The organism is Brunnivagina elsteri CCALA 953 (genome assembly GCF_002289455.1).
In the GTDB taxonomy this organism is placed as follows: domain Bacteria; phylum Cyanobacteriota; class Cyanobacteriia; order Cyanobacteriales; family Nostocaceae; genus Brunnivagina; species Brunnivagina elsteri.
Genome location: NZ_NTFS01000118.1, coordinates 1 through 15,998 on the forward strand (window position 1 = coordinate 1; position 15,998 = coordinate 15,998).

The following is a 15,998-nucleotide window of genomic DNA, read 5'->3' on the forward strand; positions in this document are numbered from 1 at the left end:
GCTGGTAACAAAATAACCAGTGTTAAATTGCTAGAACCCTTGATTTTTAAAGTGTTTTAGGGGATGAATCAGCCCTGGGGATTAAGGGGGGTCATTCCGAGATATTAGAGGAAATCAGACTTCTGTATATACGTAGTTAGTAGTTGCCTCTTCTTGGCAACTAGTAGAGCTTGGCGTAAATATGCCTACCTTTTAGGGCTTGAATTTAGTCCTCTTTTAGAGGACTTTCGCTATTAGACAGAGGTTTATAACCTCTGACTCTGGCTCTGACGGGTTTGGTATTCACAATAGTCGGTTTACTTGCGTCGTGCTGTATTAGCTAGTTAGCTCCCATTAAAAAGTAATATGATTTAACTGTCATGGGAATTGTGATGGAAACTACTACAGCTAGAATTTGATCGCCAATCTGGAATTAGCATTTTTGGATTAGTTTGTACAATTAAATTGATTCTTCCTTGTGCATCAGTTATCCAACCATTCGCTTCGACAATATTTAATGATGTATCCGGAATTGATATAGGTTTTTTATTTTCTGGTAGGCTATTTGCAGGTTTTTTATTTTCTAATGATATTCTGTTAGGAATTCGCAAATCTGACCAAATAGTTTCACCTCTAAGAACAGTTGTGGGGTCTTCTGGTAATCCCCCTCGACCTGTGATGATAAACTTATTTTGATCCGATGCTTTACATCCAGTAGTAATTTCTTCAGAAATTTGTCTAACTGTTTCCGGTAACTCAACAATTACCAGATTTGAATCGAAATAAAATGAGTTGATATCAACCACACCATTTGCACCAGCTGCGGAACTTGCGGTAATATCACTTTCAGGTGTCAAAAATGGGCGAAATTGAGTTCCGAAAATACCCGTTGCATTAATAACTACTCTCCCCCCACTACTATTTTGAGCATTAGCAGAAATATCACTATTACCCACAGCTACTAATGTACTAGTATCAATTGAAATATTACCGCCATTCCCTGCATTTCCTTGTGCTGTAGCCGTAATGTTACTATTGTCAAGCATTTGGATACCTTGGGATTGAATTAAAATATTCCCTCCCACACCCGATTTTGTGTTCGCTGTAATACTTGCTTTGTCCTTGAGCATGAGTAAATTGCTGTTAATTCTCAGGGTTCCACCATCACCGATACCCAGATTTTCCACACTTCCCCTTGCCCCATCGGAAATATTAAGCGATCGCGCATTAATCTCCACGTCTCCTGCTTTTCCTTGGGGAATATCTGGTAATCCTAGCAACCTTCGCACTGGTTCGGAATTGAAAACTCGAATTGCCGAACGAATTTCGCTTATCGTTTCTCCCGATTTTCCATGAACATCTACGAAATCGGAAGCATTAATAGTCACGCTTCCTGCGGAACCACTACTAAAACCCGAAGACGATATCGAACCCCCATTTGTAACACTCAAATTAGCTGTATCGATATTAACTCGACCAGCATTACCCGAACTCAAACTAGAAGAAGAAATCGTACTCCTATCTCCCTGTGGTGCAACACCAGATATCTCTATATTTTCGGCTTTTACGAAAACGCCACCGCTAGAACCACTACCTGTTTGCGTAAAAGAAGCTACACTACTACCATCAAATAGAGATAAGTTCTTAGTATTAACACTGACATCCCCAGCATTTCCCGTAGATACAGTCAAAGCAATAATATTAGATGTTCTGGCTGTATCAATTGGGGAAAAATCGCTGACACGAATCGATTCTCCAGCATTAATATTTATATTTCCACTCGTACCTAAATTAAAAGTTTTACTAGTTATCGAACTTCCTTGCCGTATTTCTAATCGCTGTGTAGTCACATTTACATCTCCACTACCTCCTGATTGTATGGTTTCGTTAACTAAACTACTGCCAATTTTGCCATCCGATGTAGTGCCAGTTAATGTCAAGCGATCGCTTGCAGAAACGTCAATATTACCTGCACGCTGAGTGCCTCGATTCTGTATCCACAAAATTGAACCATCATTGATGCTAACTTGACGAGCAAATACTTGAATCGAACCAGCATTAGTTCCACTAACATCCACAAGCGATCGCGAGTATAGCTCGATGTCATCAAAACCTTTTGTTTCCCCATAGCCAAAGCTAAATCCAGTCGCACTAGGATTAATCGTAACTTCACTGAAACTATCCACACTTCCTAATTCAACATGTCCAGAAGCTGCGGTTAATTTTCCACCGTTCAAAGCAATGTTGCCACCAATCAAACCCAGGGTTTTCCCTAAACTAACTTGTAAACCAGTCTTATTATTAGTACGATTCAGAGGTGTAGTAACCGCACGAGTAACAGTTAAATCATGTCCACTACCTTGAACCGCGATCGCACCAGGTATATTCCCAAAACCCAAACCAATTGGTGCTGTGATAGTTAGAAGTGGAGTTGTTGGGGAGGTTACAGTACTAAAGTTACTGCCATCGGCAAATTTAATACTATTGGCACTACTGGCAACAAACGAACCACCGATATTTAGACGGGCATTTTCACCAAAAATAATCCCGTTAGGATTAATCAAAAATAGATTTGCTCCACCAAAGCTTGAGATTACTCCATTTATTTGGGAAGTATTAGTACCCGTAACCCGTGTCAAAATATTTTGGATGCTGGTAGGATTGTTAAAAATTGCTTCGGTATTGGTGGGAATATCAAAACGCTCAAAGCTATGAAAAAGATTCCCTCCGACTTGGGTTCCCCCATTAATCACGCTGGTATTGCTTGTTTCGGTAACTGTAGAATTTGTTGGTAAAGTGCGATCGGGAATTATTTGAGCGCAGACATGGGAAATTCCTAAGAATACAGAAAAATTTGAGTATAAAAGCAATAACTTGTACTTAGCTGTTTTCTTCACCAGACCCATGTAAATTACCATTCCGAGAACACTAGCATTAATTTATACTCAGGAATTATCAGCCCTTTACTCAAAAAAATCAAACAAAACACTCTGCTTAAATCTTATCGGAGCTAGATGAAATGGGCAAGCGATCGCAAATAGGTAGATTGCTTCGACGGAGTAGTATAGTCTAGTATAATATATTGTAGGTTGGGTGTCAGCGAGTGCGTAACCCAACATAAATCTACACAATCAATTCAGATTCCTAAGATAGATTCCGAAAAGCTCAAACCCTTGCGTACCAATTCGCGGGATTTTTCAAAAAGTCAATATCCTCAAAGATAGAGTAGTGTAACAAATATTTAATAATGGTGCGTTACACGAAGCGTTAACGCGCCCTACGAATACTATCATTCGTAGAAACCTAATTTTGTGGGTAAGTCTTCACAAATTATATTGAATCAGTTGGAGGATTTATCCAAGTAACAATAATTGTTCCTTTTTTTTCTACATCTGGTGTCAAAGTTATATATTCTGTAAATTTAGCCTTTTTGACTTCATAAACAAACCCATCGGCATAGGTATTTATTTGTGATACTTGGAAACCTTTCGTCTCCAATTGTTTCTTTAATATCAACGCTAATTCTAGAGGATTTTTTTTTGCAACTGTACCTATAGTCTTTTTCAAACCTGGAATTGAACCTGCAAATTTTTCCCAACCAGAAAAATTTGAATCCTCTGTAAATTCAATTTCGGTTTTAAGTTTCACAAAAATATCGTCTAATAGTTTTTCTTCAACTGGTGTTGTAGTTGGTGTTGCGGTTGGTGTTGTAGTTGGTTTTGTAGTTGGTTTTGTAGTTGGAGTTACAGTTGGTTTTGTAGTGGGGGAAGGAGAAACTTTTGGCTGGGGAGTTTTGCTATCTACTGGTTTGGATATCGTATTTTGAGATTTCTGAGGTGAATTAGTCCTATCTTTCTTAGTATTTACAGAGTTGACTTTTGGACTTACATATGTTGCGGGAATTATTTTTTTCTGAGTTGGTAAACTTGTATCTTTCTTGATTGGATTCTTTTTGGTAGGAAGAGTAGATAAGGAAGGAACAGAAGGAATGGGAACAGAAGTAGGAGCAGGGGGAAGTGGTAAACGACTTGGAGATGGAACAGGGAGTGGAATTGGAGGTAAATTCTCTCTTGTTTGTGCTGTGATACTGGGAGGCAAACCAGGTAATTTGGTAATGAATGTGCGATCGCTCTCTGGATTTGTAGAAATTATTGGTAATCTCTGCTTAATTAGGGTTCTATCTTCGCTAAATAACTCGCTAGATTGTCCACCTGAAGTATTTGTAAATGAGTTCGTAGATGCGTCTAGTTCTTTTGCTTTATTTAGTTGTTCTTTTTTGTTTAACAATAAAAAAAGCGCAATTAATAACATTACCTCACATAAAATTATCAAAACTAATATAGTCTTAGGAGATAATTTGTGAAGAGACGATAGTAGTTTTCTGGGAAGATTATTTTTGCTCATTTATTTGGCTACTTGCGATTAATTACTCAAGTATTTCAACGGTTATTTCGCACATTCATAAGAGAAAATACTTAATGGTAAAAATGCAGCCAATTCCTTGCTTTACAGTTATTTTAGCAAAAGTATGTCTTTAGTAATAGGCGATATTTCACAATTAAAATAACTGGAAATAATCTTTAAAAAGCAATTAAAATATGAATAGTAACATATAATTTTGTGTAGATAAAAACATTTATAAAAAGAATAAGAAAAAGAATATTTTAAACATAGTTTAATCTCTTGTTTATGATTTTGTAACCATCCCTTAACCATCTAAGTAGTACCTTATCAATGGCTGTGACTCCAACAGGAAAATACTCCTTAGGTACAAGGTAATATGAAATTTTCTACCACCGTTTTCAATCGTGTAGTTACTACTTCAGTAGTGGCAGCAACTGTTGCATTTGTTCCAATGCTGGGAGCAGTTGCTCAACAAGCTCAAACTCTGAATGGAGCTGGTGCAACTTTCCCCGCTCCACTTTACGAACGCTACGCTCGTGAGATCAAAAAGAAACTCCCCAATATTAAAATCAACTACCAAGCAATTGGTAGTGGTGGTGGTATTAGACAAACAATTGCTGGTACCGTAGACTTTGGTGCTAGTGATGCAGCAATGACCGACGCTGATATTGCGAAAGTGAAAAGAGGTGTAATCCTCGTGCCAACAGCTGGTGGTGCGGTTGCGGTTGTTCATAATATTCCTGGTGTTAAGAACTTGAGATTATCTCGCAAAACCTTACCTGCAATTTTCTCCGGTCAAATTACCAATTGGAGCGACGCTCAAATCAAAGCTGATAACCCTGGTGTTAACTTACCTAACACCCCAATTAAAGCAGTTGTCCGTTCCGATGGTAGCGGTACAACCTTTATTTTTACAAACCACTTAAGTGCAATTAGTGCTTATTTTAAAGGTAGAGTTGGTGCCAATACTGCTCCTAAATGGGTAGGACTTTCTAATATTCTCAAAGGAAAAGGAAACCCTGGTGTCGCGAATTTAGTATCGCGTACCCAAGGTTCAATTGGCTACGTTGAAGATTCTTTTGCTAAATCAAATAGATTGAATGCAGCGCAAATTCAAAACAAACAAGGGCAATTCGTTGCTCCTTCGTTGCAGGCTGCAAATGCCGCATTATCAACTGTTCAATTCCCTGCCAACTATCGTGTATTTGTTGGCGACCCCAGCCAAGGTTATCCTATTGTTGGTTTGACCTGGATTATGGTGTACAAAAACTATCCTAATGCTGCAAAAGCTGATGCGGTTAAGAAATTTGTGAACTGGGCACTCACAGATGGTCAGCAATTTAACGATGACCTTAACTACACCTCGATTCCCAAAGCTGTTGTTAACAGAGTATTACAAACAGTTAATAGCACTGTTAAGTAATTGGTTAACTAAATAAAATGTAGAGACTTAGCAATGCTAAGTCTCTACAAGACTTCTATTAAATTCGGTTAATGTCTATTTTGACTAACTAATCGATTCAATTTATAAATCAAGGTGGGCAATGCCCACCTTGCTTGTATGTAAACAGTTTACTTTCTGGAATTGTAATGACAAATTCACCAGAACCAGCCTCACAAAAATCTTCGCATCAATCTAATTTCAGTGATGCAAATCTCGACCTAACAGTTACCGGTGGAAGAAATTACTGGAGTAATCAAGCTTTTACATGGTTTGTTTACATTTTTGCAGCGATTACTGTTGGGGTGCTGTTTTGGATGACTTGGATTGTTTTCCAGCAGGCTAAACCAGCGATCGCAAAGTTTGGATTGGGATTTCTATTTAGTCAGGAATGGGATACGGGTAACGATTTGTTCGGAGCCTTACCCTATATCTATGGGACTTTGGTGAGTAGTGCGATCGCGATTTTGTTTGCTTTCCCTATTGGTGTTGCAGTTGCCTTGATTACGAGCGAAAATTTTCTACCACGCTCTGTACGTAACGGATTCGCATTTGTTGTTGAGTTAATTGCTGCTATCCCCAGTATCATTGTTGGACTGTGGGGATTTTTTGTATTTGTGCCAGCAACCCTATGGTTTCAAGAAGGTTTATATAAGATACTGGGCTGGATCCCTTTATTTAATACCGAGAGTCCAGCAGGCTATAACATGCTGACTGCTGGTATTGTTCTAGCTATCATGATTTTGCCAACATTGGCAGCAATATCCAGAGATGTTTTATTAGTTGTACCCAAAGAATTACGCAGTGCATCAATGGCTCTAGGTAGTACTCGTTGGGAAACAGTTTTCCGAGTCCTGATACCAACTGCTTTTTCGGGAATTATTAGTGCGACGATGTTGGCTTTGGGACGCGCTCTGGGTGAAACAATGGCTGTAACCCTGTTAATTGGCAACTCAGCTCAAATCAGCGCTTCTTTGCTAGCACCTGCCTATACAATTCCTTCGGTCTTGGCAAATGAATTTGCGGAAGCTGCGAGTGAATTGCACACAGGTTCTTTGACCTATTTAGCATTAATATTATTCGCTCTCACTCTGGCTGTAAATATTGCTGCTAACTTTTTAGTCCAGTGGCTGGGGGTAAAAACCAAATGAGCGGGAATCAACAGTTAGAAATTGATCCAGTATTAGTAGAGCAATTGTGCAGCCCTTTACCGACAGGAAGGCGACTGTTCACGTATATTATGAACGGGTTAGCCTTCGGTTTTAGTTTTTTGGCGATCGTACCTTTGCTGTCAATTTTATGGGTGATTTTAGAACGGGGATTCTCCGGGTTAAGACCAGCTATGTTTGTGACAGCAGTAATTGATGATGGGATTGCCAATGCTCTTGTTGGTACAGCTGTAATGGTGGCAATTGGTTCGCTGTTAAGTATTCCCATTGGGGTTTTGACAGGAATCTTTCTGGCTGAATTTGGCATAGATAACCCGATCGCGAAATTCGTCCGTTTTATCACCACGATTTTGACAGGTGTACCTTCGATTGTTGTTGGTATATTTGCTTATGGGGTTGTGGTATTATTTACTAAGCACGTATTTGAAGGAAAATCCTTTAGTGCTGTTGCTGGCGGTTTTGCCCTATCCATTATCATGTTGCCTGTAATTGCCCTCACCACCGAAGAAGCTTTAAAATTGATACCTAAAGAACAACGTCTTGCTTCTGCGGCTTTAGGTGGTACTCGCTTTCAAACAACGTTTCGTGTTGTTTTTGCGGCGGCGATACCTGGTATTACTACTGGTGTTTTACTAGCAGTCGCCCGTGCTGCTGGTGAAACAGCACCTCTAATTTTCACAGCTTTATTTAGTCAGGAATGGTCGGAGGACTTACTAAGCCCAACCGCTTCCTTACCAGTACTAATTTACAACCTCTATAACGACCCGTCGCCCGAAAAAAATCAATTAGTCTGGACTACCTCAATTGTTTTACTTGGGTTGGTTCTATGCATCAGTCTGCTTTCTCGCGCAATTACCAGCAGAAAGAAAACAAATTAAAAAGCTTACTTCCCCATCTGCAATCTGTAAATAACTTGAGATTCAGAACAACGAATTATCCGTAACCGTTCACGGGGGTATAAGTACGGTTTTAAGGCTGTTTCAAAGCGATTGGTTTTCTATTAGTGTCAAGAATGTAGTATTTTAAGGCTTTTATCGAGAATCTTCATTCTCAGGTTTTTAGCCCCAAAGGTATCTTGGTAAAGAGTTTGGAACGATTTAAGCACCCCCTGAACGGTTACAATTATCCTGTGGTGTTGCTAATTTTTGTCGGACATTGTGGGCAAACATGAATAAATTAATTCCAGCTATTAAAGTCAAAAATCTCACGTTTTTTTACGGTGCAAAAAGCACTAAACCTGCCATTGAGAATATTTCAATGGATATTTACCAAAACCAAGTGACCGCAATTATTGGTCCTAGTGGTTGTGGTAAATCAACCTTTATCAAAACCATCAATCGCATCAGCGAATTGGAAGGTGATGTAAAAGTTGAGGGAAGCGTTGAATTTGCAGGTCAAAATATCTATGATCGCAAAATCAACTTAAATCGTCTGCGTCGTCAAATCGGAATGGTTTTCCAAAAGCCGAACCTATTTCCGATGAGCGTTTACGATAATGTTGCCTATGGTTTGCGGATTGCTGGGTATGTACCCAAACGTCAACTCGACGAAATCGTAGAAAATGCGATTCGAGGTGCTGCACTCTGGGATGAAGTCAAAGATAAGCTGAATAAATCGGCTTTAGGGCTTTCTGGTGGTCAACAGCAACGTTTGTGTATTGCCCGTGCGATCGCAGTCAAACCCAGACTTTTGTTGATGGATGAACCCTGTTCGGCACTCGATCCCATCGCTACGATGAAAGTCGAGGAGTTGATTCATACTTTGCGGGAAAAATTCACAATTGCGATCGTGACTCACAACATGCAGCAAGCTGTACGTGTTTCCGACTTTACCGCATTCTTCAGCACCGATGAAAGTCGCATTGGTCAAATGATTGAATTTGGTGCTACTGCCCAAGTTTTTAACAATCCTCTCGATCAACGTACCCGTGATTATGTCGCTGGACGTTTTGGTTAATTATTCTGAGTATATTGCTTTTGTTTCGTGTCAATTTCCGACAAATAGATTCGCTCTTCACCACTCGTTTTCAATTATTTCTACAACAAGAAGCTCGGTTTCACTTGAAACCGGGTTTTTTTTATTTTCCATCAAACAAAAATATCTCTCACTCGTCTCTGGTTACCACGACTACTACCACTTTTATATAAAGCTTTGATGAATGGCAAATGAAAAAATTATAATGTTCGGTTTAGTTATTTGAATCTAGAATATAATCTCCTCTTAACCAGGGCATAATCGAGATAGTTTCATTTTTCTACTTGGGTTTTATTAATGCGATTACGCGATCGCAAGTTTCTACTGTCTGTTTGTTTGATTTTGAACTGGGAACATCCCTATTTTGGGGATATTACAGTAGTGCGATCGCGAGCAAGTAAAAACCAAGATTTTACCCACATCTACCTTCTCATTTTCATCTCAATCGTAAGGTAGCATTTGATGGAAATAATAGAAAACAATAGAAATAGAGAAGAAGTATTTTCGCAAAGCTTGGTAAAAGCTGGACTTATTAGTGAAGAACAATTACACCAAGCTGTAAAGCAACATCAGGTACATGGAAAGCACCTAGAAGAAGTTTTAGTAGAACAAGGTTTGGTGAAACCGGAAACAATAATTTATCTCAAAGAAAATTTCATGTTTTCGGAGACAAAAAATGATACTTATAACCCGAATAATTTTGATATTAGCATTTCCGCTAAACAAGTTTTCGGAATTATGCTGAGAATTATATGTTTTCTTGTCTCCACTTTTCTCATAACGCAACTTGTTCAGAGATTTGCTCCTGATTTCTTTTTACGGGATGGTTTAGCTCTGCTGTTTAATCTTGATGAGGAATTGAATTTTCCTTCAGTATATTCATCATTTGCATTGCTGTTTGCTGCCATAATTCTTGGCTTTATCGCTTATATGAAAAATAGTCAACAGGATTTCTATACTTCTTATTGGAAATGGCTATCGATTACATTTTCATTTCTATTTTTTGATGAACTAGTAAGCGTGCATGAACACATGATAGAACCAATGAAGACCTTATTTAATACCAAGGGTTTTTTATCCTTTGCTTGGGTTATCCCCGGTAGTATTGGGGTATTAATTTTATTCCTAGTATTTTTGAAGTTTATTATAAATCTGCCTCAAAAAACCCGAAGTAATTTTTTAATAGCTGGAGCTATTTATATAGCTGGTTGTATTGGTTGCGAGCTAGTTGGTGGTTACATAGTTGATAATAAATTAGGCTTTATGCCTTATTTAATTGAAGTTACCTTAGAAGAGTTCTTAGAAATGCTAGGAATTGCTATATTTATTTATGGTCTTTTCTCCCACATTAGTTACTACGGAAAAGGAGTCATTTTTAAAATTCAGATACCTAGTAAAAAGTTGAGGTTATTCAATTAATAATTGTAAGCGATCGCAAACAATACAGCGATGCTTCACTTCTCTTCGCTCCATGCTCCGAAACGGAGTAGACACGTTCGCTCTTAGCGTTCCCCTTAGGGCAGGGCTGTTTCGTTCCCTTTTAAACAGGATTTGTCAAGATAGTTAGCGATAAATGTCTAAGTAAGTGTGACGATTAAATGAACTTTTAAGCACTCACGTAGCCGTAATTTTGTTCGTTTTCTCGACACGCTGGTAACAAAATAACCAGTGTTAAATTGCTATAACCCTTGATTTTTAAAGTGTTTTAGGGGATGAATCAGCCCTGCCCCTTAGGGTAGTGGCTTCTGTAAGTAGCAAGCTACGCAATGACACAGTTATAAATTTTCCCACCCACCTATAAATACTTATTTAGACCTTAATCATAGATTGTCTTTTACTTAACCTTTTGCGTGTAAAACTATAGGTATAAGTATCTCTTTTTTCTATAAGTCCAGTAAATTTTGTGTTTGACAAAACTCTCACAGGTAAATATTGCTAACAAAATACTTACGTACAGAAACCCAATTTTTAGCGGAAATTCTGATCTTTAGCACCATAACAACAAAAATAAACTAGGTTTCTGAACTAATAGAATAGCGTGTCAGTCCTGTGATTTACCTGTGAAGAGTTATTTGCGATCGCTCTTGACGACGATTTCCGCATTTTTGTAGTTAGCTAACTAACAGAATATACAAGTAGAGGATATACGTGGTTATCGTTAACGGACAAAGTAATGTACAGCCCTACGTTGTCAATACCCCTGGTGGTAATTATTACGAGACAATTCCACTGTTGACACTTGGTGACGAAGTTCCTTTGTTAGAAGGAGATTTTTCCAACTTTACAGCTAGCGCAACGAAAACATTTGCATTCACTGGAATTCCTGATGGCATGGGGATTTACCAACTCGGAGACAAGAATCTAGTTTTTATCAACCACAAACTCAGTAACACATCAGTTACAGATATTTCCAGTACCGCACTACCTTAAATACTTAAATACTGATTATGGCAACTACACTCAAAGGTTTCGCTTCCCTTCCTGCCGATACATTTGCGAATGGACCTGAATCGGGTAAAGATATCTCTGCAAATGGTCGCACAGGTCCCTTTTCGGGACAACCAGTACAGGGATTTAGTGCTGTCCAGTTTGCTGGCAATGATAAGTTCTGGTTTATGCCAGACAATGGTTACGGAGCCAAGACCAATAGTTCGGATTTTTTATTACGAATTTATCAAATTGACCCCAATTTTCGTGCCTCTGGAGATGGTAGCGTTCAAGTTGGTAACTTTATCCAGCTAGCCGATCCCGATGGTAAAATTCCCTTTGAGATTGTCAACAAAGGGACTACTCAACGCTTTTTAACTGGTGCTGATTTAGATATCGAATCATTTGCGATCGCAAATGATCAAACAATTTGGATTGGTGACGAGTTTGGACCCTACTTACTCAATTTTGATGCCACTGGGAAGTTACTTGAGGCTCCCATCGCCACACCAAATTATGTCAAACTGAATACTCTCAATGGACAAGCTCCTTTAGTAATTGGGCACCGAGGTGCTAGCGGTGAAAGACCAGAACACACTTTGGCATCGTATAAATTAGCGATTGACCGAGGTGCTGATTTTATTGAGCCTGACCTGGTTTCTACCAAAGATGGGGTTTTGGTAGCTCGTCACGAACCCAATATTATCAACACCACCGATGTTAGCGATCGCCCGGAGTTTGCTAGCCGTAAAACCACGAAAATTGTTGATGGTGTGCCGGAGGAAGGGTTTTTTGTCTCCGATTTTACTTTGGCGGAACTCAAAACCATCCGTGCAAAAATGCCACAAAGTTTCCGTTCCCAAGCTTTTAATGGGTTGTTTGAAATTCCCACTTTGGATGAAATTATTGAGTTGGTGAAGCAAGAAGAAACCCTCACTGGACGCAAAATTGGTATTTATCCCGAAACCAAGCATCCTATTTACCATGATGGGTTGGGTTTATCCCTGGAAGAAAAATTAATTGATACCTTGGTGAAGAATGGATTTACTGACCCAAAACGGGTGTTTATTCAATCCTTTGAAACCAGCAATCTCAAGGAACTAAATAGTATCTTGATGCCGAAAGCCGGGATTGATTTACCTTTGGTACAGTTGTTGGATGCCGAAGATGTACGTTTGGATGGTTCGTTAATTGAGGTTCAACCCTACGATTTTGTCGTGAATGAGGATTCTCGTACCTATGGAGACTTGCGATCGCCTGCTGGTTTACAGGAAATTGCTACCTACGCTGACGGGATTGGTCCTTGGAAGCGGATGATTGTTTCAGTAAAAGGTGTGGATGCCAATAATGATGGCAAAGCTGATGATATTAATGGGGATGGGGCTGTCAATGATGCCGACAAAACCACTTTACCCCCAACAACTTTAATCCAAGATGCCCATGCTGTGGGTTTGCAGGTACATCCCTATACTTTCCGCAACGAGGAACGGTATTTAGCCGCAGACTACAACGGCAACCCGGAATTAGAATTTCGTCAGTTTATTGACTTGGGTGTTGATGCTTATTTTACCGACTTTCCCGGTACTGGTGACTTGGTACGCGACCAAATTGTAGCCCCATTTGTGCGATCGCCCCAAAATCCCGATGTACTGGGAACAGGTGCAGTATCTAACTTGGAACGTTCTAAAGGTTTTGAAGGGATGGCAATTAATCCTGACAGAAGCAAATTGTATCCCTTTCTTGAAGGTACAGTAGTTGGGGACCCCCCAGGTGCGCTACGAATTTATGAATTTGACCTGGCAGCAAGGCAATTTCAGGGTTTACTTGGCTACTACAAAATGGAAAGTCCCAACAATGCGATTGGGGACATGAGTGTGATTAATGCCAACGAATATCTCGTCATCGAACGGGATAATAATCAAGGGGATACAGCGAAATTCAAAAAAATCTACAAGGTTGACTTTGCTCGCAAAGATGCCAATAACTTTGTTGCAAAGGAAGAAGTAGTAGATTTATTGAACATTGCCGATCCCAACGATTTGAACAAAGATGGTAACACCACATTCAAATTTCCCTTCCAAACAATCGAAGATGTACTAGTTATCGATGAGAACACTATCCTTGTCGCTAACGATAATAACTACCCCTTCTCAGTTGGTCGTCCTCCTGCGATCGATAATAATGAAATTATCTATCTGGAGTTAAATAAACCCCTTAACCTCGATCCCCGTGTTGGGATTGCTGGGCAAAACCTCCCCACTACACAAATTAATGGAGGGAATGGGGATGATGTACTTTATGGGAGTGCGATCGCTGAATTTTTTAACGCTGGTGAAGGTAATAACATCATCTACGGCAGTGAAGGTAATAACATTTTTATTGCTGGTGGAGGTAACGATATTGCCTACGGTGGTGCAGCTAATGATGTTTTCTTCTTGGGTAATGGAAATAACACCATTTACGCTGGTGAAGGTAAAAACCGCATTTCTGTAGGTAGCGGCAATAACTTAGTATACGCAGGTGCGGGCGACGATATTATCTTTACTGGTGCTGGTGATGATTTAATTTATGCGGCTGAAGGGAATAATACGATTTCGGCTGGTATTGGGAATGATACTGTGTATACAGGTAGCGGCAGCGACAAGTTTATTTTAGATGCTGGAACAGGCTCCACAACTATTATTGGTTATGGGGCAAACGACCAAATAAGTCATGGCAGCACTTTAGTCGCTAACAGCGTTTTATCAACAGCGATTAATGGTAACGATACCTTGATTAGTTTTGGTAGCAACTTACTCGCAACCCTCAAGGATGTCAGAATCAGTTCTGTAACGATCGTCTAGTTTTTTCCAATTTTGAAACCCAAGATTCCCGACTTTGTGAGAAAACCGGGAATCTTTGTCAGCGTATTTACTGATTTCATCCATTGACTAAGCCAGATATAACTTAAATAACTACGTTCTTTGATAAATCTTCAATAAAGACCTAAGACGGGATGTTCTACTATATATATTTGAGTTATGAGTGCTGTTTTGACTACTGACAATTCTATTTTGTTGAATCAAATTGGCTGTGATGTCTGCCAAGCTATAGTTATGATTCAAGAACAGCAGCCACACTTACTCCTAGAAAAGTATAGAAACATACCGTGGAGAAGCGATCGCCATCAGTCTGGTTTAAAAAATAAGCTAGCAGAAGTTCTCATTACTGCTAATAATGCAGCGACTATCCAGCAAAGGTTACAAAAATTTTTAAAAGCACTACTTGTTCCTGAGTCGTTTGAGTCACAAATACTAATGGACTTACTTCTTCACTGTCAAATTATCTCATCAAATCCCAATTCAAATATAGATAGTAATAATGGGGATGATGTTGTTGCTCCACATCCAGTTAATCAGATAGTTAATTCTGTAAATAGCCAAGATTTAAAGCCAGAAAATTTAAATAAAATAGATGAAAATGCCAGTGTTATAAGTGAGCAAGCAGAATTACCAGCACTAGAAAAAGTTAATCAAAAACTAGATGTTGATGTTCAAGCTAATATTGAGTTAGAAAATCAGTCGAGTCAATCTTCCAATCCTCAACATCAAGAAAAGAACAAACAATTAAAAAATATAACCGAAAAAGTAACTGCAACTTCTGGGATTAAAACTGGGATTACAGTCTTACTACTAGATGCCGAAAATCTGCAGTTGAATCCAGAAACAGAAAAATTCTTGACAACAATTTGTAATTCACCAATTCAAATTAAAGTTGCTTTTGCTAATTGGTGTCGTAAAGGTAAACTAGATGCCGAGTTGCACCAACGCGGGTATGATTTGATTCACGTACCCTCTGGCAAAGATAATGCCGATGGAAAAATGATAGCTTTTGGCTCCTCAATTTGCGATCGCTTCCCAAATGCCAAAGAGGTTTTGGTTTGTTCGTCGGATAATGTGATGACAAATTTGTGCAATCATCTTCAGCAAAATGGTTTAACTGTATATCGCGTGATTAAACAGGGTTGCAGTCTGACTGTTTTGGAAAATCAAAGTGGTAAGACTTGGGAACATACGGTTTTACCAAGTATAGAACAATTTATTAATAACATCAAAGATATTATTCGTGATGAAGAATCTCGTACATCTAATCAATGGATTAAATTCTCAAAGTTATCAAAAATCTTCCACAGTAAATATAATATTGGTGTTAACCAAGTCGTGTCTTCTCACCTTCCGGGAAAGACAGTTAAAGATGTTTTTATTTCAAAATCAGAGTTTGCACTGCACCAATTACCAGAAGATTCTGAGACATATGTAACATTATTTAAAATGCCTCAACAGTCAAATAATGGTGATACCCAGAAAGGGAAAAAGAATTGAGGTAAAAAGAGTTACTGAGTAGATTTTCGGTAAATTTGATTTGAGCTTGGTTTAGATTCCTGACTTCTTAGAGAAATCGGGAATCTGCTTGTGCTTACTAACGCACTTCCAGAAAATAAAATCTCCAAATCATATATAGCGGTTCTCAGTTGATTTAAATACAGTTTGTGATTAAGAGTGCTGTAGGGGAACCCACGGTTGTTTGCCCTGGATTGTATTTCATCCAAACGAGAAGCGCTATAG

Annotated in this window: 10 protein-coding genes; 8 read left to right on the plus strand and 2 right to left on the minus strand. The window is 39.0% G+C overall.

Going from position 1 to position 15,998, the window contains the following annotated elements:
• Positions 1-350 precede the first annotated feature (350 nt).
• Together CK510_RS12480 and CK510_RS12485 are read right to left on the minus strand one after the other, a co-directional pair.
• Positions 351-2,897: a two-partner secretion domain-containing protein gene (locus CK510_RS12480; RefSeq protein ID WP_095722017.1), complete on the minus strand. Its 2,547-nt coding sequence runs from the start codon at positions 2,895-2,897 to the stop codon at positions 351-353.
• A 412-nt stretch (positions 2,898-3,309) separates the two neighbouring features.
• Positions 3,310-4,266 (minus strand): hypothetical protein, encoded by a 957-nt coding sequence (locus CK510_RS12485; RefSeq protein WP_143289284.1) that lies wholly within the window; start codon positions 4,264-4,266, stop codon positions 3,310-3,312.
• Between the two features lie 493 nt (positions 4,267-4,759).
• On the opposite strand from CK510_RS12485, the gene pstS reads away from it, so the two are divergent.
• From pstS to CK510_RS32760, 8 genes are all read left to right on the plus strand, one after another.
• A complete protein-coding gene (gene pstS, locus CK510_RS12490) occupies positions 4,760-5,806 on the plus strand; it encodes a phosphate ABC transporter substrate-binding protein PstS (protein ID WP_095722019.1) in 1,047 nt (348 codons plus the stop codon).
• Positions 5,807-5,973: 167 nt separating this feature from the next.
• Positions 5,974-6,975 (plus strand): phosphate ABC transporter permease subunit PstC, encoded by a 1,002-nt coding sequence (gene pstC / locus CK510_RS12495; protein WP_095722020.1) that lies wholly within the window; start codon positions 5,974-5,976, stop codon positions 6,973-6,975.
• On the plus strand, positions 6,972-7,871 hold the full coding sequence (pstA, locus tag CK510_RS12500) for a phosphate ABC transporter permease PstA (protein WP_095722021.1): 900 nt from the start codon (positions 6,972-6,974) through the stop codon (positions 7,869-7,871). The genes pstC and pstA overlap by 4 nt, the downstream gene beginning before the upstream one ends.
• Positions 7,872-8,160: 289 nt before the next feature.
• Complete coding sequence (gene pstB, locus CK510_RS12505) at positions 8,161-8,949, plus strand: phosphate ABC transporter ATP-binding protein PstB (RefSeq protein WP_095722022.1); 789 nt, start codon at positions 8,161-8,163, stop codon at positions 8,947-8,949.
• A gap of 480 nt (positions 8,950-9,429) precedes the next feature.
• Complete coding sequence (locus CK510_RS12510; protein WP_169927017.1) at positions 9,430-10,386, plus strand: DUF8692 domain-containing protein; 957 nt, start codon at positions 9,430-9,432, stop codon at positions 10,384-10,386.
• A gap of 729 nt (positions 10,387-11,115) precedes the next feature.
• Entirely contained in the window at positions 11,116-11,397 is a 282-nt protein-coding gene (locus CK510_RS12515; protein ID WP_095722023.1) for a hypothetical protein, read from the plus strand.
• Between the two features lie 17 nt (positions 11,398-11,414).
• Positions 11,415-14,237 carry an esterase-like activity of phytase family protein gene (locus CK510_RS12520; protein ID WP_211293181.1) on the plus strand — a complete coding sequence of 941 codons (2,823 nt, stop codon included), beginning with the start codon at positions 11,415-11,417 and terminating at the stop codon, positions 14,235-14,237.
• A 177-nt stretch (positions 14,238-14,414) separates the two neighbouring features.
• Positions 14,415-15,755, plus strand: a complete 1,341-nt coding sequence (locus CK510_RS32760; RefSeq protein WP_211293182.1) for an NYN domain-containing protein — start codon at positions 14,415-14,417, stop codon at positions 15,753-15,755.
• Positions 15,756-15,998: the final 243 nt, after the last annotated feature.

Bases quoted from the DNA above. Each gene is read 5' to 3' on its own strand.
- CK510_RS12480 (WP_095722017.1), bottom strand. From the start codon at position 2,897: ATGGTAATTTACATGGGTCTGGTGAAGAAAACAGCTAAGTACAAGTTA.
- pstS (WP_095722019.1), top strand. From the start codon at position 4,760: ATGAAATTTTCTACCACCGTTTTCAATCGTGTAGTTACTACTTCAGTA.
- pstC (WP_095722020.1), top strand. From the start codon at position 5,974: ATGACAAATTCACCAGAACCAGCCTCACAAAAATCTTCGCATCAATCT.
- pstA (WP_095722021.1), top strand. From the start codon at position 6,972: ATGAGCGGGAATCAACAGTTAGAAATTGATCCAGTATTAGTAGAGCAA.
- pstB (WP_095722022.1), top strand. From the start codon at position 8,161: ATGAATAAATTAATTCCAGCTATTAAAGTCAAAAATCTCACGTTTTTT.
- CK510_RS12510 (WP_169927017.1), top strand. From the start codon at position 9,430: ATGGAAATAATAGAAAACAATAGAAATAGAGAAGAAGTATTTTCGCAA.
- CK510_RS12520 (WP_211293181.1), top strand. From the start codon at position 11,415: ATGGCAACTACACTCAAAGGTTTCGCTTCCCTTCCTGCCGATACATTT.
- CK510_RS32760 (WP_211293182.1), top strand. From the start codon at position 14,415: ATGAGTGCTGTTTTGACTACTGACAATTCTATTTTGTTGAATCAAATT.